Origin of the sequence: Cognatundibacterium rivi (genome assembly GCF_018139565.1) — a bacterium.
GTDB classification, from domain to species: domain Bacteria; phylum Pseudomonadota; class Gammaproteobacteria; order Burkholderiales; family Burkholderiaceae_D; genus Undibacterium; species Undibacterium rivi.
Map to the genome: position 1 here is coordinate 661,244 of NZ_JAGSPK010000003.1, position 24,734 is coordinate 685,977.

Sequence of the window (24,734 nt, forward strand, 5' to 3'; positions counted from 1 at the left end):
CATTGAAATGAAAGCGCCGACCGGCATAACCGAACAGTGACAAAAACAGCATGAGCAAAGATAGCATTCAGGACGCCGTCCATAAAAATCTGGAAAAATATTTCCGCGATCTCGGCGAACAACCCGCCTCCAATATTTACGACATGGTTGTGTTGGCAGTAGAAAAACCTATGCTGGAAATGGTGATGATACGCGCCTCCAGCAACCAGTCACAAGCAGCAGACATGCTCGGCATTAACCGCAATACCCTGCGCAAGAAATTGCAGCAGCACGGTTTGCTTTAATTATTTGCCGCCAGCGCCTGACACCGATTTCCTTACTCACTTATCTTCATCATGATCAAACAAGCTCTTATCTCCGTCTCCGACAAGACCGGCGTGCTCGAATTTGCACGTGAATTGTCTGCACTCGGTGTCAAGTTGCTCTCCACTGGCGGCACTGCTAAATTATTAGCCGATAATGGCCTCGCTGTGACCGAAGTGGCAGACTACACAGGTTTTCCTGAAATGCTCGACGGTCGTGTGAAAACACTGCACCCGAAAGTGCACGGTGGCATTCTGGCACGCCGCGATTTTCCTGAGCATGTGGCAGCGCTTGAACAGCATGGCATTCCGACGATAGACATGGTCGTTGTGAATCTGTATCCGTTCCAGCAAACGGTCGCCAAAGCAGAATGTTCGCTCGAAGATGCAATTGAGAACATCGATATCGGTGGTCCAACGATGCTGCGTTCATCAGCTAAAAATCATAAAGACGTGACCGTCATCGTTGACCCTAGCGATTACGCCGTCGTGCTGGCTGAAATGAAAGCCAATGCGAATGTGGTCAGCTATGACACTAAGTTCACACTGGCAAAAAAAGTATTTGCACATACCGCACAATATGACGGTGCGATCACTAACTATCTGACCAGCCTCGGTGAAGATAAGGCGCACACGACACGCAGCGCTTATCCACAGACACTGAATCTGCATTTCGACAAAGTGCAGGAAATGCGTTACGGCGAAAATCCGCATCAGTCAGCAGCTTTCTATCGCGATTTGAAAACAGTGGATGGTGCGCTCGCCAACTACAAACAATTGCAAGGCAAGGAACTGTCTTACAACAATATCGCTGATTCCGACGCTGCTTGGGAATGCGTTAAATCATTCAAAGAATCCGCTTGCGTCATCGTTAAGCATGCCAATCCTTGCGGTGTGGCGGTAGCACCGACACCATTTGAAGCGTACAGCAAAGCATTGCAAACCGATCCGACATCCGCCTTCGGCGGCATCATTGCCTTCAACCGTGAACTCGATGGCAAAGCAGCAGAAATCGTCGCTAAACAATTCGTTGAAGTGCTGATCGCACCATCTTTCACCGCAGAAGCCAAAGCGATTTTTGCCGCGAAACAAAACGTACGTTTGCTGGAAATTGCCTTGGGCAACGAAGTCAATCAATACGACGTTAAACGTGTCGGTGGTGGCTTGCTGGTACAGGCACCGGATGCGAAAAACGTTTTACAGGAAGAATTGCGCGTTGTCTCAAAACTGCAGCCAACACCACAACAAATGGCAGACATGATGTTTGCATGGCGTGTCGCAAAATACGTTAAATCGAATGCGATTGTGTTCTGCGGCAACGGCATGACGCTGGGTGTCGGTGCAGGTCAGATGAGCCGTATTGATTCTGCGCGTATCGCCTCGATCAAAGCACAAAATGCCGGATTATCGCTGGCGGGTTCCGCGGTTGCATCCGACGCATTCTTCCCGTTCCGTGACGGTCTGGATGTGGTGGTGGATGCTGGTGCGACTTGCGTGATTCATCCGGGTGGCTCTATGCGCGACCAGGAAGTTATTGATGCAGCAGATGAACGCGGTGTAGTGATGGTCTATACTGGCACACGTCACTTCCGTCATTAATCATTCGCCTTGCTCTTTTGCGGGGCAAGGCACTCATGAAGATTTTAGGTATCGACCCCGGATTGCGGACTACTGGATTCGGGGTTATTCATAAGCAGGGACAGAAGCTTACTTACATCGCTTCTGGCACCATCAAAACAGTCGAGGGTTCTTTACCCGAGCGGCTGAAAACCATCCTTTCCGGTGTTGCCGAAATTGTCCGCACTTATCAACCTGATTGTGCAGCGATAGAAAAAGTCTTCGTCAACGTCAATCCACAATCCACCTTATTGCTGGGACAGGCACGTGGTGCCGCCATCTGCGCTTTGGTTGCCGCCGATCTGACGGTTGCTGAATATACTGCCCTGCAGGTCAAGCAAGGGGTTGTCGGTCAGGGACGTGCCCGCAAGGAGCAAGTGCAGGATATGGTGCAACGGCTGTTAATGTTATCCGGCACACCAAGTGCGGATGCGGCAGATGCGCTCGGCGTTGCGATTTGCCACGCCCATAGCGGTGAGGCGTTGGCAACCTTGAGCGCCATTGCGCCCGAACTGGCGAAAAAAGGTTTGCGTGTAAAAGCTGGCAGGCTGATAGGCTGAGCACAACATCTGAAACTAAGCATAGCCCCCTCAATATTGATGCGGCATAGCGAGTCTTTTTGCCTCAAAACCCTTACAAATACTGCGGCACATCTGCTCGACTTATATTTTTATCTTTCAACGCGACTCAGGAAAGCAACACCAGCCTTGAGTCGTGGAATTTCGCTGGTGCACTCTCGTCAAGCCGGAGAGAATCGTTTACTATCACTGCTTATTCATACAGTATGAAAGCAGTCTCATGATAGGTCGCATCGCAGGCACTCTGTTAGAGAAAAATCCCCCGCAGTTACTGATCGATTGTCAGGGCGTAGGCTACGAAGTCGATGTGCCTATGAGCACGTTTTATAACCTGCCGCCTTTAGGTGAAAAAGTGGTTTTGCTGACCCATCTGGCGATACGCGAAGATGCGCATGTACTGTTTGGTTTTGGGTCCGCAGAAGAGCGTGCAACCTTCCGTCAACTAGTAAAAATCAGCGGTGTCGGTGCACGTACGGCATTGTCTATCCTTTCAGGAATGTCCGTGGCAGATCTGTCGCAAGCGATTACAATGCAGGAAGTCGGTCGCTTAACCCGCATTCCTGGCATAGGCAAAAAAACTGCCGAGCGTCTGTTACTGGAACTCAAAGGAAAACTTGGAGCCGATTTATTTACCTCCAACATGGCAGCCGCTGCCGGAGATCATAGTGCCGACATTCTGAATGCCTTGTTAGCACTGGGTTATTCCGATAAAGAAGCCATGCTGGCGATGAAGTCCGTACCAAAAGACACGGGTGTCTCTGAAGGCATCAAGCTCGCCCTGAAATCACTGTCTAAAGGCTAAAATTACATCATGAGCATACAGACAGATAATCTCTCGATCAATTTCAGCGAACAACGCATCATTGCGGCAACGCCGGTATCCGTGAATGAAGAAGCGATTGAACGCGCGTTACGACCAAAGCAACTCGACGAATATGTAGGTCAGGAAAAAATCCGTGACCAGCTGGAAATTTTTATCACCGCTGCGCGCCAACGCGGTGAGGCACTGGATCACACCCTGCTGTTCGGGCCTCCTGGCTTGGGAAAAACCACGCTGGCACACATTATCGCCAGAGAGATGGGGGTGAATCTGCGCCAGACTTCGGGACCAGTTCTGGAGCGGGCGGGGGATCTGGCTGCACTGCTGACGAATCTGGAAGCGAACGATGTTTTGTTCATCGATGAGATTCATCGTTTGTCTCCCGTCGTTGAAGAGATTTTATATCCTGCATTGGAAGACTATCAGATCGACATCATGATCGGTGAAGGCCCGGCTGCACGATCGGTTAAACTGGATCTGCAACCGTTCACGCTGGTCGGAGCCACAACGCGGGCAGGTATGCTGACCAATCCCTTGCGTGATCGCTTCGGTATCGTCGCCCGCCTGGAGTTTTATACACCAGAACAACTGACGCGTATTGTCACACGTTCGGCATCCCTGCTGAATGCGCCAATACACGAAGCTGGCGCACGAGAAATCGCTAATCGTGCGCGAGGCACACCGCGTATCGCCAATCGCTTACTGCGGCGGGTACGTGACTATGCAGAAGTGAAAGGCAATGGCGAGATCACCAAAGATATTGCCGATGCCGCCCTCAAAATGCTGGATGTGGATACCGTTGGCTTCGATCTGATGGACAGAAAACTACTGGAAGCCATACTGTTTAAATTCGGCGGCGGCCCCGTCGGGCTCGACAATGTGGCAGCAGCCATCGGTGAAGAGCGCGACACCATTGAAGATGTGCTGGAACCTTATCTGATACAACAAGGCTATCTGCAACGCACTCCTCGCGGAAGAATTGCCACCACTCTGGCGTACGAGCATTTTAATCTTGTACCGCCTGGGAATGAGTGATAACCGGAGATCTATTGCTTCCGGTTTAAATACAAAATCAGTTCAGATACTAAGGTGCAGGAACCCAGCAATCACGATAAGCAAACAATCGGCCTCTTTCGTTCATCAAAAGTGAGTCAAACGAATTGTCGATTGCACCAATTCCATACACAAAATAAAAAAGCACCCAAAGGTGCTTTTTTATTTTCTACGACAGCAAGCTCACGCTTGCCGACAATTAGAACGCGTGACGGATACCAACGTTAAACATACGCTCTGTACGACCAAAACCATCTGCCAAATTACTTGCATTTACTTTTGAATCATTTGCAATACGAGAGAATGAAGTGTAAACGTTTGTACGTTTAGACAAAGAATGTGTATAACCCAGAGCCAGTTGTGTGCTGTTACGATCAGTACTGACTACATCACTAGAAACACGTGTTACACCAGCGATAATATTACCTGCAGCACTGACTGGGAATGTTGCTCCCAGATTCCACAATTTGTAAGCAACAGAATTGTCATCTGATTTTACTTTACCATACGCCAACGCTGCTTTTACAACGGTGAAATCATAAGTTGCACCAGCAAAGATATGTTTGATCGCGTTAGTTGGGAGATTTGCATTTGCTGCTTTTGTACGATCAACGCCATCTTCAGTATGGTACGCAACTGTCGCCAGCAATGGGCCCGCTGCATAAGAACCAGAAACACCGATACCGCGGCCTTTACCGATATCACCAGCTTGTTCACCGAATGTGTAAGCCAAAGAACCTGTAAAGCCGCTCAGGTTATTAGTTGTATAGTTTGCTGTATTGTTAGAGCGTGGATTTGTTGCGAAGAACAAATTACCTAAACCTGTTGCGCTTGTGCTGTCTGTTGCGCTACCACCGATAATGCCAGTACCGAACGGATCGATAGAATCTACAGCATCAAACATTGGTTTGTTTTGACGACCAAGTTGAATCGCACCGAAATCACCCGACAAGCCAACCCATGCTGCACGACCGAATGCAGTACCACCTTGAGCAGACGCACCTGTATCAGCTTGAACACCCATTTCCAGTTTGAAATTTGCTTTCAAGCCGTTACCCAGATCTTCGCTACCTTTGAAGCCCAGGCGGGAACCGGATTGAACACCACTATCCAACGATGTAATGGAACCTTTACCTTTAGAATATTGACCATTATTTTCGTTTTGAATGGCCATATCCAGTACGCCATAAACGGTAACGGAAGACTGCGCCTGCGCGGTACCTGCCACTGCTGCCAATACTGACAATGCGATAAGTGATTTTTTCATTTTTATTTCTCCAAAGGGTTTAAGACAATTACGTTGAGTTTCGATCATTCATTTCAACTTGCTGACAAGTGATACTAAAAATGAAACGTCAAAATATATGAGCTGCTAATATCAACAGTCGTATTTGACCAAATTTGAAGAAGAACAGCCAAGTTAAATCGACGTTCGAGGGTAAATAAGCGAAATTGATGTCTCAATTCCACAACAGACCTTAACCGAAAATCTATATTACTCCGGACAATAAGAACGTTAGGAAAAGCAAATTCAGCGTGTCTGAATGTGTTTTTTTTAAAATTAAAATAACGAAAAAGCATTAAAAATTACAAGGATATCAACGCATCATCATTAATAATTTTCGTTGTTCAAAGAAAAAAAAGCCAGCGGTTCGCTGGCTTTTTAATTGCGCTGCCTGATGAAACTACATATCAGAATGCATGCAAGATACCAAATGCTGCACGAGTCGCTTTACTTTGAACGCCATCAGTACCGATGATACCCAATGCCAATGTTGTATCTTTCAAGGCTGAAGAGCCAGCTTTAGCATAAGTCAGCGATGCGTAAGCAGTAGTGCGTTTGCTGAATGCATACTTAGCCAGACCGATGTACTGATCAGCCTTACCGTCGAAATCGCCTGAACGTTTTGTATTGTAGTAAGCGCCAGTCAGAGTCAACTGATCAGAAACTGCATAGTCAGCACCCAGACCAATAACAGTAATCTTGCGATTATCGTTTGGCGATGTCACTGCAACCGGAGCCCCCAGTTTGCCTTCAATTGTGTTGTGGCCATAGGTAAAGCGCAACATAGTCGATGGTACAATTTTGTATTTAATACCACCCGCCCAACCACTCAGAGAAACATTGCCAGTAGGATCTTTCAATTTTGCGAAAGACAATGCTGCACCGTTCGTGCCATCTGTGAAGATACCTGCGAGGCCAGCGTAAGAACTGGAAGACATTTCGCCGGCTTTTTCACCGAAACCGTACATCGCTGCACCAGCGAAGCCAGAAATGAAAGGGGAAACATACTTAACCGAGTTATTTTGACGCAGAGCTGTACCGCCCTGATTTGTACCGAAACCGCCGAAGAATGCGCCAGAGTTCAAGCCCACCAACGCCACGTTAGGATTTGTACCGGCATGTGCCAGACTCATAGGATCAGCCAGACCAACGGAATCCACACCCAGAATATTGTTACGCCCCATCGTGACGGCACCAAACGCACCTGATAAACCAACCCATGAAAGGCGATCAAACAGGGAAGAGTTGTTACCAGCCTGGCTGAAATTTTGCGTCAGGTTACTACCGCCAAAGCCTGCACCTGCAGCGCCAGTATCATTCGCCAAAGTGCCTTCCAGATTGAAGTTAGCTTTCAGACCGCCGCCCAGATCTTCGCTACCTTTAATACCCCAGCGAGATGTCAACAGCTGACCAGCTTCCATCACGGCTTTATTGGTGCCACCCGCTTGATTATTGGTGTACATCACAGCAGCATCAACGATACCGTAGACGGTCACATTAGATTGTGCGGATGCCGCAGATGCGAACGCGCCCAGTACAGCAAAAGCGATGAGTGATTTTTTCATTGAATTGTCTCCAGATTTTATAGTGTGATTTGACTTAATGTCTGCAGCTCTTAGTTAGGCCGCTTTTTTAATTGTGCTGCAAGTTATTCCCAGCTGATTGATAAACAATCTAGGAACGATTGAACCAAACTACGTGGATTTGGGCAAAGAGAATTTGCGAACGACCGTGTTTAAGCAAATTAAATGTGGCGCGGCGACAACAGTGAGCATCAGCACAACGGTAGTCACTTTTAGCCCTCCTGAATCTGCGCATGCCTTGCGCCAGCTTAAAGCCAGCCCCCGGGTCTGTTGTTTTACAATAGCGCCTTACCTTTTACCGCATCGAAACCATGTCCCTGCCAAATATAGATCGTATCGTTCTCAGCTTTGATCGCGCGCTGCGCACCGTTTCGGCTCAGGCGAAAAGCTCGCGCCCTTATCCCGCCGAGGCCGTCGCTACTGAAGACACGCTGAGTGAGCAGGAAAAAAAACACAGTGCCGGCCTAATGCGGGTCAATCATGTCGGTGAAATCTGTGCCCAGGCGCTGTATGACGCCCAAAGTGCGTTTTCACATACAGAAGAAGTGACCCGCCAGTTGCAACATTCCTGCATCGAAGAAGAAGATCATCTGGCGTGGACGGCAAGCCGCCTGAGAGAACTGAATTCACATACCAGTTTCATGAATCCGCTCTGGTATGCAGGCGCCTACACTTGTGGCGTGATCGCGGCAAAATGTGGCGATGCAGCAAGCCTGGGATTTGTCGTTGAAACAGAACGGCAGGTTGAAGCGCATCTGGCCGGACATCTGAAGTCGCTGCCTGCACATGACGAAAGGTCGCGTGCGATTGTCGAGCAAATGCGCGTTGACGAGGTGGCGCACGGTGCCGCGGCACAAGCCTTAGGGGCAAGTGAAACGCCGCAGCCGATCAAAATGGTGATGAAACTGATGGCCAAAGTGATGACATCAACGGCTTACTACATCTGACAGCAGATAGCACGCCTTACCACAACAGCGCCTTTGGAAGGCTGGCCAAGGCGCTGTCGCAATAAAGCATTTGCAGCGATTCAGCCAGCAGCACCGACGGCTTACACAAAATGCAAAAACAGAGCAGCGATACCCGTTGGTAGCGCCGCAGAAGCGATCAGACCCAAGGGGCTGATCGCTTTTTCACTAAACGAGTCTTTTAAAATCGCAAACCCGGCAGGATTCGGCGCATTGGCAATCACCGTCAAGCCACCACCCGTGACCGCGCCGGATACCAGCGCATATTTTGCTGGATCCGGTAAGCCAACAACCAGTGAGCCCAGATAAGTCAGCGCGGCATTGTCCGTCACCGCTGTTAATGCGACCGCGCCGAAAAACAGGACAGCGTTATCCATACCGGCCAGCAACGGTTGCAGCCACCATTCCTGCTTACCGCCGAGAACCACCAGACCCGCCAGAAAAAATGCAACCAGCAAGCCTTCTCTCAGCATCAGCCTGTCTTGATACTGTTTGTACGCTTCAGTAAATCCGAGGAAAAATAAAAACAATCCTAAAAATACGACCGGATAATGCGCAAACCAGACCGTGGCCGCGAGAAAAATAAAATGAATTGCCACCACAGAAAAAGGCACGGGCGCATCCGCTGTCGTCGGTTCCGGTGCTTTCAGTGCCGTCAGTTCTTTACGGAAGAACACACTCAGCAACAAGGCATTTAATACGACAGCACAAGCAGCCTTCCAGCCGAACATCTGCATCATGAACGCGCTGTTCCAACCCCATTTCTCTGCCACCATCAACACTGGCGGTGCCGCAAACGAAGTGAGTACGCCACCGATAGAAATGTTGACGAATAAAACGCCCAGCGTCATGTACTTCATCCGCTCGGAAATCGCCTGCGAATAAAAGCGATCCCGTAACATCAGCGCTGCCAACGTCATCGCTGCCGGCTCAGTAATAAAAGAACCAAGCAATGGCACCAGAGACAGGCATAAAAAATACGACACCAGCTGCGTATTTAACGGCAACGCGCGCGCAATGCGAGAAACAAAAGCCTGCACCGCCCACAACACCGGCCGGGTGCCAGCCACCACCAGAATCGCAAAGACAAATAAAGGCTCAGTAAAATTCTGCGCTTCAAGATAATGAATCGCTTCTTTCTGATTCACCAGTACAGCAATCACGGTGACCAGCACAAAAGCCCAGAAGCCGAAAACGACCTCGACCTCTCCCAGCAAATGCCAGAGGCCAGCATGATGCCGACTTTTGTGTGCCAGCGAAATAAAAAATTTGGTGGAAAAAGTATGCAGTACAGCGATACCAAAGATCGCCGCCGCTACATACTGAATCAACATATCGGTCGTCATTCTGCGTCCTTTTCCATTAATTTAAGTAGATCAACACGCCACAGCAGCGAACACAATCAACTCCGACATCCACATGTCGCGAAATAAACTGCGCTGACCGTCAAAATCCCAGCGAGGTTGATTCGATGAACAATCAGATTTTTTCCAGTTTGGCGATACTCAGATCCAGCAGCTTCATACCGAACTTACCGAAATTGATATGTGCACGTGCATTCGTGCCACTGCCTTCGATATTCACGATCACCCCTTCACCAAACTTAGGATGCGCGACGCCCTGCCCGATACGCCATGCATTCGCATCCGCGACCTGATTGAAATTCTGTGCGATGCGATTCGCGCCTGCAGCAGGAACATCATCCCATGTAGATTTTTTATTGCCAAACCATTGCGGCTGAATCTTTGGCGACAGCCATTTCAAGGATTCTTCCGGCAACTCCTCCAGAAAACGCGAGCGCATGTTGTAGCGCGTCTGCCCATGCAGCATGCGGGTTTGCGAGAAGCTCAGATATAAACGTTGACGTGCGCGCGTGATCGCCACATACATCAGACGCCGTTCTTCTTCGACGCCGCTTTCTTCCTGCGCGCTGTTCTCATGCGGGAACAAGCCCTCTTCCAGACCGGTGATAAATACCGCATCGAATTCCAGCCCTTTAGCCGAATGCACCGTCATCAACTGCATCGCATCTTGTCCAGCCTGTGCCTGATTGTCACCCGCTTCCAGCGAGGCGTGCGACAGAAAAGCCGACAATGGCGACATCACCGTGGGTAGGGCCGCATCCGCATCGATAATGACATTACCGTCGCCGTTCTCCAACAAAACAGTGTTGGCAGATGCCGGGCCGGTCAGTGCAGGAGCATCTTTGCCAAAGCCTTCTTCCGACACAAACAAACTCGCCGCATTCACCAACTGATCCAAGTTTTCTATGCGATCAGCGCCTTCTTTTTCTGTCTGATAATGCGTCTTCAAAGTGCTGAGTTCGATGACGATCTGCACCATCTCAGGCAAAGGCAGATACTGCGTTTCAAAGCGCGCACCTTCGATCAGTTTGATGAACGCTGCCAGCGATGAGCCGGCTTTGCCGCCGACATACGGCACTGCCGCATACAGCGAGCAGCCGTGCTGTTTAGCGGCATCCTGCAACTGCTCCAAAGAACGCGCACCAATGCCCCGGGTTGGGAAATTGACCACCCGCAAAAAGGCGGAATCATTGTGCAGGTTATCCATCAACTGCAAATACGCAATCGCATGTTTGATTTCGGCGCGTTCAAAAAAGCGCTGACCGCCATACACACGATAAGGAATATTCGCGCTGAACAAGGCATGTTCGATCACGCGCGACTGCGCATTCGAGCGATACAGAATGGCGATTTCACTGCGCGGCAAACCTTCGCGGATCAGATTTTTCGCTTCTTCAATAATCCAGTTCGCCTCTTGTATATCGCTGCTGGCTTCCATCACGCGTACAGGTTCGCCATGCCCGGCATCAGTACGCAGATTTTTGCCGAGACGCTTGCTGTTATTCGCAATCAGAATATTGGCGCTGTCCAGAATGTGGCCATGCGAGCGGTAATTCTGTTCCAGCTTGATCAGATTCTGCACTTCAAACTCACGTTCAAATGCCGACATATTGCCGACATTCGCACCGCGGAAAGCGTAAATACTCTGGTCATCATCGCCGACCGCAAACACCGCAGCACCACGGCTGCTGCCAGCGCCAGCCATGAGTTTCAGCCATTTGTATTGCAGGTCATTGGTATCCTGAAACTCATCGACCAGTATGTGTTTGAAACGTGCCTGATAGTGTTCGCGCAAAGGCTGATTGCGGCTGAGTAATTCATACGTGCGCAACAACAGTTCGGCAAAATCGACCACGCCTTCACGCTGGCACTGGGCGTCATACAGATCGTACAGCCCCACCAGTTTGCGATTGAAATCATCGTAAGCATCGACCTGCGCAGCGCGCAAACCCTGATCTTTGGCGCTGTTAATGAAATACATCAGCGTCTTCGGCGGGAATTTTTCGTCGTCGATATTATTCGCTTTCAGCAAGCGCTTGATGAACGACAGCTGATCGCCGGAATCGAGAATCTGAAACGTCTGCGGCAAACCGGCATCGCGGTGATGCGCGCGCAACAGGCGATTACACAGGCCGTGAAACGTGCCTATCCACATGCCACGGGTATTGATCGGCAACATCGCCGACAAGCGTGTCAGCAATTCTTTCGCCGCCTTGTTGGTAAAGGTCACCGCCAGCACCCCCTGGGGGGACACCTGGCCGGTTTGGATCAGCCACGCAATGCGAGTCGTCAGCACACGGGTTTTGCCGGAACCGGCACCCGCTAAAATCAGCGCCGACTGCGCCGGCAAAGTCACAGCGGCTAGCTGTTCAGGATTGAGATTGTGAAGTAAATTTTGCATACCCCGATTATACGGGACAGACCCTGCGCTGCCGCGCCGATCTGCAGAATATCCGGCAGACCGATCACCATGATCTGATGCAGAAATGCCGCTGATATGGCTGTACGCGAAACCCGCGCCACAGTTCAGCATGCCGCCCAACTATATGCAGAAACATCAGAAATTCAGCATACTCCCCCTCAAAAATAAGAAAAGCTGCTTCATCTCCTTATAAACAAAGGGCTTCAAAATATACTCCGGGGAGTATATTTGAGGCAAAAAATGCCGTCAAAACAGGCGGCTGAAGTCGGCGGCCGCCTGTTGCGGATTTTCTGCCATATACACGCTGCTGATGGCAGCGACCATTTCCGCCCCGTTCGCCATCAGCGGCTGACAGTTTTGCAGTGTCATACCGCCAATCACGACCCGCGGCAGATCAAATTCTTGGCCAGCGTCGCGCACAATATCTGCGGACGTGGTGACCGCATATTTTTTGATTCGCGATGGATAAAACCCACCGAATGCAATGTAACTGGCGCCACTCGCAACCGCGCTGCGGGCCAGCTGCATATCGCCGTAACACGAGGCACCCAGAATTTTACCGGCACCGATCTGCGCACGCGCTTCGGCCACGGAAATATCGGTACCGCCGACATGCAAACCATCGGCATCAATTTCCATGCACAAATCCAGATGGTCGTTGATGATCAGCGGTTTGTGATAGCGTCGGCACAACGTCAGCAAAGCCGTTGCCTGTTGCCGCCGCAATGGCATGTCTGCCGTTTTGTGGCGATACTGAACAAGCGCCGCGCCGCCCAGCAAAGCCTGTTCCGTAACAGCAAGTAAGCGTGCGGTATCGTCCCAGTCTGGCGTCACGATATATAAACCACGTAATGCATGTGTCTTAGTCATTTGAATTATCTGCCCGGAATAAATTGCCCGTCTGCGATCGCGTAAGCACGCTGCAGACATTGTTGTGTGTAGATTTGCGCCTGATCTAAAGCATGTCGCATGGAATGCCCCAGCGCCAGCTGAGCCGCAATGGCAGACGCCAGCGTGCAACCGCTGCCGTGAAATTCACCGGATAAACGCGGCCATTGCCAACGCTGTTCGTCGCCTGCATGTGAATACCAAAAATTATCCACCAGCGCCCCCGCTGCATGCCCGCCTTTCAGCAAAACATCGGCTGCCGTCATCTGCATCAGTGTTGTTATCTGCGATGAAGATCCGGCAGCGTCCGGCACCAGCCTTTGCAACTCCGGCAGATTCGGTGTCAGCAGCGTCGCGACTTTCAGCAAAGGCTGTATCGCAGCGACCGCGTCATCCTCCGATAAACGATCACCGTGACCGCTGCCCAGCACGGTATCCACTACCACTGGCAGACGCGGATTTTTTATCCGCAGCTGCTGTATCAGTGCAGCGATGGCGCGCGCATTTTCCGCATTGCCAGCGATGCCGACCTTAATCGCAGCCACCGGTATTTTGTCGAGTAAGCACTGCACTTGCTGCAGTATCAGCGTGTGCGGCACGGCCTCCAGCGCATAGACATGATCGTTGTCCTGTACGGTTAATGCTGTGATAACCGGCAAGGCATGTGCGCTCTGCGCGGCGACCACTTCGATATCTGCCTGTATGCCCGCGCCGCCGCTGGGGTCATGCCCTGCGAACACCAACACGCATGGGCGTTGCGGGATCGTCGTTGCCATCAGACGATGCGCCCTGCCATTGGTGAAGAAGGCGATGCTGCAAACTTGCGCGGCATACGTCCCGCTAAAAATGCCTCACGCCCCGCCGCTACCGCCAGCCCCATCGCACGCGCCATGCGCACCGGATCTTTGGCTCCGGCAATCGCGGTATTCATCAACACGCCATCGCAGCCGAGCTCCATCGCAATTGCGGCGTCGGAAGCTGTACCAACTCCGGCATCCACCAGCACCGGCACCCTGGACTGTTCGATAATCAATGATAGATTCCACGGATTCAGTATGCCCATGCCGGAACCGATAAGTGACGCCAGCGGCATCACCGCAACGCAGCCTATGTCTTCCAGCATACGCGCCTGTATAGGATCATCGCTGCAATACACCATCACATCAAAGCCATCCTGCACCAGTGTTTTCGCTGCTTTCAGGGTTTCCGGCATATTCGGAAACAAGGTCTTTTCATCGCCCAACACTTCGAGTTTGCACAGCTTATGTCCGCCCAGTAATTCGCGCCCAAGCTGCAAAGTGTAGACCGCATCTGCTGCGTTATAGCATCCGGCCGAATTCGGCAAGATTGTGTATTTGGACGGCGGCACCGCATCCAGCAGACTCGGTGCATTCGGGTCTTGTCCGATGTTCACACGACGAATCGCCACCGTGATAATTTCCGCTCCCGCAGCTTCTGTCGCCAGACGTGTTTGCTCCAGATCTTTATATTTTCCGCTGCCAACCAGCAAGCGTGAACGGTAGGTTTTACCGGCGATGGTCAGGCCGCTATCTACGTTTGTTGTTGTGCTTATTTCTGTTTGCATGTTTCTATCCTTTTCTGTTTTTTCTGTTTTTTCCGTTAGTGCAGTAAGCTTTGTCTGAGTTATTTTTCAGCGATCAGCCACCGCCGATAGCACGCACCACATCGACTTTGTCGCCTGCCTGCAACGCATGTTCTGCCCAGCGCGAACGCGGCACAATCTGCCGGTTCACCGCGACTGCAATCGCGGTATCCATCAGGCTAAGATCGGCGATCAGCTCTGCCAGCAACTGTGCTGGCCTGAGCCTGTGTGAAGCGCCATTTAACTGGATTTCCATCGTCATCACCGCTTACTGTTTTTTATAAATTTCAGCACCGGATTGGATGAATTCCACCGCCTTGACTGCCATCCCTTTTTTTAGTGCATCGATGTCGCTGATGCCCTGATTCGCGGCGTAATCCCGCACTTCCTGCGTGATCTTCATGGAACAAAAATGCGGCCCGCACATCGAACAGAAATGCGCGACTTTGGCAGAATCTTTCGGCAGCGTTTCATCATGGAATTCACGCGCTTTATCAGGATCAAGACCGATGTTGAACTGATCTTCCCAACGGAATTCAAAACGTGCTTTGGACAAGGCGTTGTCGCGGATTTGCGCACCCGGATGGCCTTTCGCCAGATCGGCTGCATGTGCCGCAATTTTGTAGGTGATGATGCCGTCTTTGACATCGGTTTTATTCGGCAAACCCAGATGTTCTTTCGGTGTGACGTAGCACAGCATCGCGGTGCCATACCAGCCGATTTGCGCCGCCCCTATGCCGGAAGTGATGTGGTCGTAACCGGGTGCGATATCGGTCGTCAATGGCCCCAGCGTATAGAACGGCGCTTCGTGGCATTGCTCTAATTGCAGATCCATATTTTCTTTGATCAGATGCATAGGCACATGACCGGGGCCTTCTATCATCACTTGCACATCATGTTTCCAGGCGATTTGCGTCAGTTCCCCCAGCGTTTTCAATTCACCGAGTTGTGCTTCGTCATTCGCGTCGTAAATCGAACCCGGACGCAAACCGTCGCCCAGACTGAACGACACATCGTAGGCTTTCATGATTTCGCAGATGTCTTCAAAATGCTCGTACAGGAAGCTTTCTTTATGATGCGCCAGACACCATTTCGCCATGATGGAACCACCGCGCGACACGATGCCCGTCATACGTTTGGCCGTCATTGGCACATATTGCAAACGCACACCAGCGTGAATCGTGAAGTAGTCAACGCCCTGCTCGGCTTGCTCGATCAGCGTGTCACGGAAAATCTCCCAGGTCAGGTCTTCCGCTTTGCCATTCACTTTTTCCAACGCCTGATAAATCGGCACGGTGCCGATAGGCACGGGCGAATTACGGATAATCCATTCGCGCGTTTCGTGGATGTGTTTGCCGGTCGAGAGGTCCATCACATTGTCACCACCCCAGCGTATCGCCCAGGTCATTTTTTCGACTTCTTCACCTATCGATGAAGTCACTGCAGAGTTGCCGATATTGGCGTTAATTTTCACCAGAAAATTACGACCGATAATCATCGGTTCGACTTCTGGATGATTGATGTTCGCTGGAATAATCGCACGACCACGGGCGATTTCGGAACGCACGAATTCTGGGGTGATTTCCGCAGGAATCGATGCGCCGAAAGATTGCCCCGGATGCTGGCGTCCCATCAACTCTGCCAGCTTATGTCCCATCGGGCCGGACGCTTTTAATTGTTCCAGATATGCTTTGCGTTGCAGGTTTTCGCGAATCGCGATGTATTCCATTTCCGGCGTGATGATGCCTTGTCGTGCGTAGTGCATCTGCGTCACGTTTTTGACAGCGAGTGCGCGACGTGGTTTACGTTTCAGGTTGAAACGCAGTGCTGCCAGTGCAGGATCATGCAGGCGCGCGATGCCATATTCAGACGTCGGGCCTGCCAGTTCTTCGGTATCGTTTCGCTCTGCAATCCATTGCCCGCGCACGGATGTCAAACCAGAACGGATATCGATGTTGACGTCAGGATCGGTGTACGGGCCTGATGTATCGTAGACATAAATCGGCGGATTTTTTTCCGAACCGAACGTCGCTGGCGTATCAGACTGGCTGATTTCGCGCATGGGTACGCGGATATCCGGGCGGCTGCCCTGTACATAGATTTTGCGGGAATTCGGCAGCGGCTGTATCGCGGCCTCATCAACTGTCGCGGTGGCGGACAGAAATTGTGGGTTGGCATTCATTTTGGCTCCTTTGCGCTTTGCATATAGGCATGGAGCCAGCAAAGGAGTTTGTAAAGCGGTGCGCAATCGTCGCGGAACGGCGTTGGCATTCTTTAGCAGCTTCCCTTCGCTGGCATTATCCAGATCAGGTTCGAGGGTATTTCTCACCCGTCATCGCACAAGTGCGGACAGGACCCCTAGCATTTTTTTCCAAACAAAAACGGTATTTCTGTCTTTGCCGGAAGAGCGCCATTATAGCGGATTTATTGCGGATTTATTTTGGGCTTATGGCGTGCTTATTGCGAGCTTATTACATGCCTAGTCACCGTTTCAATTTTACGGTTGCATGTTGAAAATCAGAAAAACCAATGTCAGTGTTAATGCGGCTCTGGTGCCTTAGCGTATGACAAATCCAGTTTGGACGGTCCCGACACTTCGATCAATTCCACCATGCCATTCGCGATCGCCGTGGACAGGTCCGTTTCCAGCACCGGTAATGCGATCTCAGGCGACACCAACAAATGCGAAATACCATAAGCACGGTTACGACCATTCGCCTTCCCCAGGTACAACGCCATATCGGCAATCTGCAGTACTTTTTCCCAGCCGAATGCTGACTCTGGCACGTCAGAAAATGGCAAGGCAATGAAGCCCGCCGTTACCGTGACCTGTATTTCCTTGTCTCCGGCCATGATGGGTTCGGCCCCAACCGCTTGCAGCAGGCGTTCAACCAGACCAGCGCTCTGGGATGGCGACGATTTCGGTGAAAACACCAGAAATTCTTCACCGCCCCAACGCAGCACCATATCGGTATCCCGTACCACTTTCCGCAACCGGTGCGCCACTTCCATCAACACCGCGTCGCCAATGGCGTGCCCCAATCCATCGTTAATCTGCTTGAAATGATCGATATCCAGCAAGATCAGACAATCCGGATTATTTTCCTGTGCATCACGCCGATCCGCCTCGGCCTGCGCCATCCTTGCCTTCATCATGTCAAGGAAAGAACGGCGGTTGTAAAGCCCCGTGAGTGGATCACGTATGGCATGAAATTCCAGCTGCGAATTAGCTTCACGCAATTGCAGATTAATCCGCTTTACCCGGCGATATAACAGGAACAGAAATGCCACCACCAGTACAGTCACAATCGCTCCCAGCAGCGTAACGATTTGCTGCAGGCGATGATTGCGAATGTCGGCGTCCTTCAGGTCGTTTTCTTTTGCCAGTAATTCAATCTGCTTCTGCTTTTGCTCGGAATGGAACTGTTCCTGTAATGCGGCAACTGCCTTGGCCCGGTCTGAGCGAAATAGTTCGTTACTGAGTTCTTGCTGGCGACGCACGGTTTGTAAAGCCTCTTTGTACATACCGGCGCGCTCATACATCGCGGCCTGTTCGCCTAGTACAGCCTCTGCATCCGGCTTCTGATCCGAGTCGATAAAGTACGTCACTACGTCATTAATCAACTCCACACCTTGGGAAATCTTTCCCTGACCTGCCAGCGAAAACCCCAGATTTACACGGGCGATGGTGATGGATTGCTTGTCCTTCAGGGTCTCGGCTTCTTTGAGCGCCTGCCTTGCATAATTTTCAGCCTGACGGTACTGATTCATGATCAGGTAATAATCGCTGATATTAATCAGACTGGTCACCGCCATGGCGACTAATCCCGCCTCGTTGGCCAGTTTCAGGGCGCGCTTATACGCTTCGGCTGCCTCCTTATTTCTGTGCAGCGCCGATAAGGCAATGCCCTGACTGATGTTCAGCGATGCCGCCGTTTTGGGTGAACGCGACAAAGGCGACAAAGAAAAAGCTTCATCTATCGTCACCAGCGCTTTTTCAGGATCTTTCATGACGGAGTACAACTTGGCAATCGCCTCCAGCTTGTACATGCGGTTTTCGATTTTGCGGGTTGTCAACTCATCGGTAAGTCGCAACGCTTCGAGAAAATGCTGCAATGACGCCGCAAAGTTACCGGTAATGTAATACGCCGAACCAAACGCACTGTGCAAACGCATACGAACCTCCGCGCTGGCGGATGTATGCAGAGAAGATTGGATCTGTAATAAGTTCTTTATCGCGTCATCGGGCTTACCGTCATCAATCAGTGCGTAACTTTCCATGATGCGGGCGATTGCCACACCATCCTGATCATGCTCAGACCCTGCCAGTGTTTTTAATTCAGTAATGCTGTCAAGCGCGGACTGTATTCGTCCTGCATCGTAATACAGGCTGACGATGACCTTGAGCGCCTCCAGACGTACCTTGGGTGTCGATTTGGCGAACTGATTTTGCTTCAGGAACTCAAGTTGTTTTAAGGCTTCGGTATTGTCGGTATCAGATAATTTTCGAATCTTGATGATATGTTCAAGATCAGCCTTTTCGTCTGCTTTGGCAGAAGACACCGATAACGAAAGGGTCAACGCACCACAGACACACAGAGATATAAAAGTCCACGTTCTGAGGTTCGCCATCGGTATTTATAAGCAACGAAAGGTAAAAGACAGGAAAGTCTATCCTAACACTTTATCGCCAAAAAATTACATTTTCGGGACAAATGCGGGAGCGACTAAAAAACACGTAGCAAAACTTCTACGATAATTGACAGGACTACGCAGCAAAAAGCTGGGCAGAATTATGTAATAGCGCGATATCAGACAGCACTGTCATTTATAATCAATGGTTTAGCACACTAACAACTGACAATCATGGAATTAGCGAAGTCTTTCGAACCGGCAGAAATCGAACAACAATGGCGCTCCGAATGGGAGAAACGCGGTTATTTCGCGGCCAGCATGGACGATGGCAAACCCTCATTTTCTATCCAGTTGCCACCGCCGAATGTAACCGGCACGCTGCACATGGGGCATGCGTTCAACCAAACCATTATGGATGGTCTGACGCGTTACTACCGTATGCGTGGTTACAACACGGCATGGATACCTGGCACCGATCACGCCGGTATCGCGACACAAATCGTCGTCGAGCGTCAGCTCGATGCACAAAAAATTTCACGCCATGATCTTGGCCGTGAAAAATTCCTCGAAAAAGTCTGGGAGTGGAAAGAAAAATCCGGCTCGACGATCACCGGCCAGATGCGCCGCATGGGCGCGTCCGCCGACTGGGATCGTGAATATTTCACGATGGATGCCGAACGCTCGAAATCGGTCACCGAAGTATTCGTGCGTCTGGTCGAGCAAGGTCTGATCTATCGCGGCAAACGTCTGGTGAACTGGGATCCGGTGCTGGGCACAGCGGTCTCTGATCTGGAAGTAGTATCGGAAGAAGAAGACGGCTCGATGTGGCATATCCGTTATCCGTTTACGGATGGCTCCGGTCATCTGACAGTGGCGACGACACGTCCCGAAACCTTGTTAGGCGACGTGGCCGTGGCCGTGGATCCAACTGACGAACGTTATATCCATCTGGTCGGCAAGATGTTAAAACTGCCGCTGACGGATCGTGAAATTCCGGTGATTGCCGACAGCTATGTCGATAAAGAATTCGGTACCGGTTGTGTGAAGATCACGCCAGCACATGACTTCAACGATTACGCCGTTGGTCAGCGCCACAACCTCGACAAAATCAGCATTCTGACACTGGATGCGAAGATCAATGAAAACGCACCGGCGGCTTATCAGGGCATGGATCGTTTCGTCGCTCGTAAGCAAATCGTCGCCGACCTCGATGCACAGGGCTTACTCGAATCCGTTAAACCACACAAACTGATGGTGCCACGTGGCGACCGTACGAATGTGGTGATTGAACCTATGCTGACCGATCAGTGGTTCATGGCGATGAGCAAACCTGCACCGGAAGGCACGCACTTCCCGGGTAAATCGATCGCTGAAGTCGCGCTTGAAAAAGTCGCTTCAGGCGAAATCAAATTTGTGCCAGAAAACTGGACGAATACCTACAACCAATGGCTGAATAACATTCAGGACTGGTGTATCTCACGTCAACTGTGGTGGGGTCATCAGATTCCGGCATGGTATGGCGACAACGGTGAAATTTTTGTCGCACGCAATGAAGCAGAGGCAACAGCAAAGGCCGCAGCGGCAGGCTATACCGGTGCACTGAAGCGCGATGACGACGTGCTCGATACCTGGTTCTCTTCTGCACTGGTACCGTTTTCGACCATGGGCTGGCCGGAAGAAACACCAGACATCAAACACTTCCTGCCTTCCTCTGTGCTGGTCACCGGTTTCGACATCATTTTCTTCTGGGTGGCACGCATGGTCATGATGACCACGCACTTCACAGGCAAGGTACCGTTCAACACCGTGTATGTGCATGGTCTGGTGCGCGATTCCAGCGGTCAGAAAATGTCCAAATCAAAAGGCAACACGCTTGATCCGATTGATCTGATTGATGGTATCAAAGTTGATGATCTGGTCGCCAAACGCACGGTTGGCCTGATGAATCCGAAACAGGCAACGGCGATTGAAAAAGCGACCCGCAAAGAATTCGCCGATGGCATTCCGGCGTATGGTACAGATGCATTGCGCTTCACAATGGCGAGCTATGCTTCACTCGGTCGTAATATCAACTTCGATCTGGGACGTTGCGAAGGTTACCGCAATTTCTGCAACAAACTGTGGAATGCAACCCGCTTCGTGTTGATGAATACGGAAGGCAAAGATTGCGGTTTTGGCGCAGACGTGACCGATGCCGATCTGGATTATTCGCCAGCAGATAAATGGATCATCTCGACGCTGCAACGCGCAGAAGCAGAAATCGAAAAAGGTTTTGCCGACTACCGTTTCGACAATATCGCTTCCGCGATTTATAAATTCGTCTGGGATGAATACTGTGACTGGTATCTGGAAGTTTCCAAAGTCCAGGTGCAACAAGGTACAGAAGCACAACAGCGCGCCACCCGCCGCTCACTGCTACGTGTACTCGAAGTCACGCTGCGTCTGGCGCACCCTGTAATTCCTTTCGTGACCGAAGCGTTGTGGCAAACCGTGGCACCGCTGGCTGGCAAGACGCTGAATCCAGCAGGTGACTCCATCATGGTGCAGCCGTATCCGCTTGCCGTGGCAGCGAATATCGATGAAGCAGCCGAAGCCTGGATGCATGCGCTGAAAGCCATGACCGACGCTTGCCGCAATCTGCGCGGTGAAATGCAATTATCACCAGCGTTGCGTGTGCCTCTGTTATTGCAAGCAGCAAATGCAGAAGACAAGGCGCGCCTGCAATCCTTTGCACCGTATCTACAGGCATTAGCCAAGCTGTCTGAAGTGCAGGTGCTGGATGCCTTGCCAGAATCACCGGCACCGGTCTCCATCGTTGGTGAATCAAAACTGATGCTGAAAGTCGAGATCGATGTTGCTGCCGAACGCGAACGTCTGAGTAAAGAAATCACGCGTCTCGAAACAGAAATCGGCAAAGCAGAAGCCAAGCTCGGCAATGAAAGTTTCGTTGCGCGTGCGCCAGCTGCGGTGGTCGCCCAAGAGAAAGAAAGAATGGCGAATTTCTCTGCCACACTGGTCAAACTGCGCGAGCAATTCGGCAAATTGCCAGCAGCTTGAAACAGCGCGTTTCGTCAGTAAGGCAGTGAGTTAAATTAAAGTAGTTGCTCTAAAAATATTGTGCGTGGCGCAAGTATCGCCACGTACAATCAGCGCTCAGGAAAGCGGTTTTCAGCAGCAGTCACGCTGATGAAAACCGCAAAAAAAATAAACTTATTTGGTGAGACTATGAAAAAAACTGCACTTCTGGCTACATTTCTTTCCCTGTTGTTTTCCTCTTTCGCGCATGCAGAAGAAGCCGCTGTCGGTCTCTGGAAAAATATCGACGATAAAACCGGAAAACCGAAAGCGCTGATCCGCATCACTGAAACCGGTGGTGAACTGCAAGGAAAAATCGAAAAATTGTTTCTCGAAGCCGATGCAGATAAAAATCCTAAATGCGACAAATGTGAAGGCACAAATAAAGATCAGCCGATTATCGGCATGACTATTTTGTTCGGTCTGAAAAAAGACGGTGACGAATACAATGGCGGCAAAATTCTTGATCCGGGCAATGGTAAGTTATACAGCAGCAAACTGACCCTTGCTGATAACAATAAAAAACTCAATGTCCGTGGCTACATCGGTACACCATTTCTGGGTCGCACACAGGTCTGGCTGCGGGAACAATAAAATTGCCGGTCACATATTTTGATATTAAAAAAGGAAGCCATGCGCTTCCTTTTTTATTTTACAAAGAAATAAATGCGGTGATGCGTACGATTTCAAACATGTGACAAACGGCATTGCAGATGAAACTTTGCATACACACCACAGAAAAAAATCTAACCTTCCCCACACAAAATTGTGCTCGCATGCTGTTGCAACAAATCACGACGATCAACAGTGGTTTTTTTGAGAAAATAATTCCCCAGGTAAATTTTTGCACTAAGATGAAACACCATCGCGCGGTACGGTTTTCAGAATCCGTCACCGCTATTCTGGCAGATACTATTTTAAAGAAAAGAAACTGACCATGAACTACCTGACCGAACTCAAGATTCGCACCCGCCTGATGTTGGGCTTTGGCATTGTGCTGTTGTTTGCAACGATCTTGCTGATTCTCGGTCTGTATAAACTGAGTCAGTTACAAGGCTCAACCGACTACATCTTTCAGACCAAAGTCGCGAGTCTGAATGCCGCCACCGAAATGCGTGAACAAGGTCGAGCCTTAGCGCTGGTACTCAGAAAAATGAGTTCTCCGCGTGACCTTGCCGAAGCAGCGCAGGAATCAAAGCGACTGGCCACCACCCTGGAAATATATGACACATCTGAAACGCTGGCGAAAAAGCTGATTGATGATGCGGCTGGTCAGAAAACGCTGAAGCAGGCTCTGGATCAGAAAACAGCGATCTTATCGATCTCAAAAAAAATCCGTGATTTTGTTGCAGAAGGAAATTACTTCGATGCCTCTGCTTTACTGCAAACGGAATTCGTCGTGCCGCATGAAAAATGGATGAACGAATTATCTGAACTGGCAAAGCAACAGCATGAAGCCATGCAAGTTGCTTACGATGCGTCCACCAGCAATTACAGAAAATCGCTGACCAGTATGTTGATTATCGGCTTGCTGACGCTGGTACTGGGTAGCATTGCGGCATGGATGATTGCGCGTAGCATTATCGGACCGATCACGAATGCTGCCGCATTTGCCGACCGTATTGCCAACAGCGATCTCAGCACCAGCATAGAAGCTGAAGGGCGCGATGAACTGAGTAATTTGCTGCGTTCGCTGTTGCAAATGCAAAACAATCTGCTGGCAACGGTGACCCAGATCAAGCAGGGAACCGAAACGATTACCGTCGCCTCGCAGGAAATTGCCCGCGGTAATGCGGATCTGTCTGGCCGTACCGAATCGCAGGCAGGTTCGCTGGAAGAAACCGCCAGCTCGATGGAAGAACTGACCAGTACCGTCAGACAGAATGCAGATAATGCACGCCAGGCGAATCAGTTGGTCGTGTCGGCCACACAAGTCGCGGTAAAAGGCGGCGCCGTGGTGCAGGAAGTCGTAGCGACGATGGGATCGATTAAAGACAGTTCCAAAAAGATTGTCGACATCATCAGCGTGATTGACGGCATCGCCTTCCAGACCAATATTCTCGCGCTGAATGCCGCAGTAGAAGCGGCGCGCGCTGGTGAACAAGGGCGCGGCTTTGCGGTTGTCGCCTCCGAAGTCCGTAATCTGGCACAGCGCAGCGCTACGGCGGCGAAAGAAATCAAGCTGCTGATCGACGATTCAGTCAGCAAGGTTGATCAGGGTGGTGCACTGGTCGATAACGCAGGAAAAACCATGGATGAGATCGTCACAAGCGTGCAGCATGTGGCAGACATCATGAGCGAGATCACGGCCGCCAGCATGGAGCAAAGCTCCGGTATAGAACAGATTAATCTGGCCATTACCCAGATGGACGAAATGACCCAGCAAAATGCGGCACTGGTGGAGCAAGCCGCTGCTGCCGCCGAAAGTATGGAGGAACAGGCGATGGCACTGACACAGGCAGTCAGCATTTTCACCCTGCCAGCGACACACCATGCTGCTACACTTGGCAGCCGGCCTGCTTTGCGTCTGGGCTGAATATGGCG

At 50.7% G+C, this 24,734-nt stretch carries 19 protein-coding genes and 1 riboswitch; of the genes, 9 read left to right on the plus strand and 10 right to left on the minus strand.

Annotation, left to right across the window (positions count from 1 at the left end; translation table 11 throughout):
• Positions 1-50: 50 nt before the first annotated feature.
• The 5 genes from KDM87_RS11565 (at position 51) to ruvB (ending at position 4,352) form a co-directional block, all read left to right on the plus strand.
• A complete protein-coding gene (locus KDM87_RS11565; protein WP_186882779.1) occupies positions 51-284 on the plus strand; it encodes a helix-turn-helix domain-containing protein in 234 nt (77 codons plus the stop codon).
• A 51-nt stretch (positions 285-335) separates the two neighbouring features.
• Entirely contained in the window at positions 336-1,901 is a 1,566-nt protein-coding gene (gene purH / locus KDM87_RS11570; protein WP_212679199.1) for a bifunctional phosphoribosylaminoimidazolecarboxamide formyltransferase/IMP cyclohydrolase, read from the plus strand.
• A 35-nt stretch (positions 1,902-1,936) separates the two neighbouring features.
• On the plus strand, positions 1,937-2,479 hold the full coding sequence (gene ruvC, locus KDM87_RS11575) for a crossover junction endodeoxyribonuclease RuvC (RefSeq protein ID WP_212679200.1): 543 nt from the start codon (positions 1,937-1,939) through the stop codon (positions 2,477-2,479).
• Positions 2,480-2,717: 238 nt separating this feature from the next.
• Positions 2,718-3,299, plus strand: coding sequence for a Holliday junction branch migration protein RuvA (gene ruvA / locus KDM87_RS11580; RefSeq protein ID WP_212679201.1), 582 nt, complete (start codon positions 2,718-2,720; stop codon positions 3,297-3,299).
• A gap of 9 nt (positions 3,300-3,308) precedes the next feature.
• Positions 3,309-4,352 carry a Holliday junction branch migration DNA helicase RuvB gene (gene ruvB / locus KDM87_RS11585; protein WP_212679202.1) on the plus strand — a complete coding sequence of 348 codons (1,044 nt, stop codon included), beginning with the start codon at positions 3,309-3,311 and terminating at the stop codon, positions 4,350-4,352.
• A gap of 217 nt (positions 4,353-4,569) precedes the next feature.
• Here the strand turns inward: ruvB and KDM87_RS11590 are convergent, their stop codons facing one another.
• Together KDM87_RS11590 and KDM87_RS11595 are read right to left on the minus strand one after the other, a co-directional pair.
• Positions 4,570-5,637: a porin gene (locus KDM87_RS11590; RefSeq protein ID WP_212679203.1), complete on the minus strand. Its 1,068-nt coding sequence runs from the start codon at positions 5,635-5,637 to the stop codon at positions 4,570-4,572.
• A 425-nt stretch (positions 5,638-6,062) separates the two neighbouring features.
• Complete coding sequence (locus tag KDM87_RS11595) at positions 6,063-7,220, minus strand: porin (RefSeq protein ID WP_212679204.1); 1,158 nt, start codon at positions 7,218-7,220, stop codon at positions 6,063-6,065.
• Positions 7,221-7,555: 335 nt separating this feature from the next.
• Between KDM87_RS11595 and coq7 the strand changes: the two genes are divergently transcribed.
• Positions 7,556-8,185, plus strand: coding sequence for a 2-polyprenyl-3-methyl-6-methoxy-1,4-benzoquinone monooxygenase (gene coq7, locus KDM87_RS11600; RefSeq protein WP_212679282.1), 630 nt, complete (start codon positions 7,556-7,558; stop codon positions 8,183-8,185).
• A gap of 101 nt (positions 8,186-8,286) precedes the next feature.
• Here the strand turns inward: coq7 and KDM87_RS11605 are convergent, their stop codons facing one another.
• The 8 genes from KDM87_RS11605 to KDM87_RS11640 all read right to left on the minus strand — a co-directional run bounded on the left by KDM87_RS11605 (position 8,287) and on the right by KDM87_RS11640 (position 19,061).
• Positions 8,287-9,549, minus strand: coding sequence for a putative Na+/H+ antiporter (locus KDM87_RS11605; RefSeq protein WP_212679205.1), 1,263 nt, complete (start codon positions 9,547-9,549; stop codon positions 8,287-8,289).
• Positions 9,550-9,682: 133 nt separating this feature from the next.
• The gene (locus tag KDM87_RS11610; protein ID WP_212679206.1) at positions 9,683-11,968 is read right to left on the minus strand and encodes a UvrD-helicase domain-containing protein; all 2,286 of its coding nucleotides are present in this window, start codon (positions 11,966-11,968) and stop codon (positions 9,683-9,685) included.
• Between the two features lie 267 nt (positions 11,969-12,235).
• Positions 12,236-12,859, minus strand: a complete 624-nt coding sequence (thiE, locus tag KDM87_RS11615; RefSeq protein WP_212679207.1) for a thiamine phosphate synthase — start codon at positions 12,857-12,859, stop codon at positions 12,236-12,238.
• 5 nt (positions 12,860-12,864) lie between these two features.
• Positions 12,865-13,653, minus strand: a complete 789-nt coding sequence (gene thiD, locus KDM87_RS11620; protein WP_212679208.1) for a bifunctional hydroxymethylpyrimidine kinase/phosphomethylpyrimidine kinase — start codon at positions 13,651-13,653, stop codon at positions 12,865-12,867.
• Complete coding sequence (locus KDM87_RS11625; RefSeq protein WP_212679209.1) at positions 13,653-14,462, minus strand: thiazole synthase; 810 nt, start codon at positions 14,460-14,462, stop codon at positions 13,653-13,655. The genes thiD and KDM87_RS11625 overlap by 1 nt, the downstream gene beginning before the upstream one ends.
• Before the next feature lie 73 nt (positions 14,463-14,535).
• Positions 14,536-14,736 carry a sulfur carrier protein ThiS gene (gene thiS, locus KDM87_RS11630; RefSeq protein ID WP_212679210.1) on the minus strand — a complete coding sequence of 67 codons (201 nt, stop codon included), beginning with the start codon at positions 14,734-14,736 and terminating at the stop codon, positions 14,536-14,538.
• A gap of 12 nt (positions 14,737-14,748) precedes the next feature.
• Positions 14,749-16,662 (minus strand): phosphomethylpyrimidine synthase ThiC, encoded by a 1,914-nt coding sequence (thiC, locus tag KDM87_RS11635; protein ID WP_212679211.1) that lies wholly within the window; start codon positions 16,660-16,662, stop codon positions 14,749-14,751.
• An 84-nt stretch (positions 16,663-16,746) separates the two neighbouring features.
• Positions 16,747-16,850, minus strand: a riboswitch (TPP riboswitch).
• Between the two features lie 168 nt (positions 16,851-17,018).
• Positions 17,019-19,061, minus strand: a complete 2,043-nt coding sequence (locus tag KDM87_RS11640; RefSeq protein WP_212679212.1) for a tetratricopeptide repeat-containing diguanylate cyclase — start codon at positions 19,059-19,061, stop codon at positions 17,019-17,021.
• Positions 19,062-19,346: 285 nt separating this feature from the next.
• Between KDM87_RS11640 and KDM87_RS11645 the strand changes: the two genes are divergently transcribed.
• From KDM87_RS11645 to KDM87_RS17945, 3 genes are all read left to right on the plus strand, one after another.
• Positions 19,347-22,172, plus strand: coding sequence for a valine--tRNA ligase (locus tag KDM87_RS11645; RefSeq protein WP_212679213.1), 2,826 nt, complete (start codon positions 19,347-19,349; stop codon positions 22,170-22,172).
• 168 nt (positions 22,173-22,340) lie between these two features.
• Positions 22,341-22,784 carry a DUF2147 domain-containing protein gene (locus KDM87_RS11650; RefSeq protein WP_186897109.1) on the plus strand — a complete coding sequence of 148 codons (444 nt, stop codon included), beginning with the start codon at positions 22,341-22,343 and terminating at the stop codon, positions 22,782-22,784.
• A gap of 343 nt (positions 22,785-23,127) precedes the next feature.
• Positions 23,128-24,726 carry a methyl-accepting chemotaxis protein gene (locus KDM87_RS17945; RefSeq protein ID WP_212679214.1) on the plus strand — a complete coding sequence of 533 codons (1,599 nt, stop codon included), beginning with the start codon at positions 23,128-23,130 and terminating at the stop codon, positions 24,724-24,726.
• Positions 24,727-24,734 lie beyond the last annotated feature (8 nt).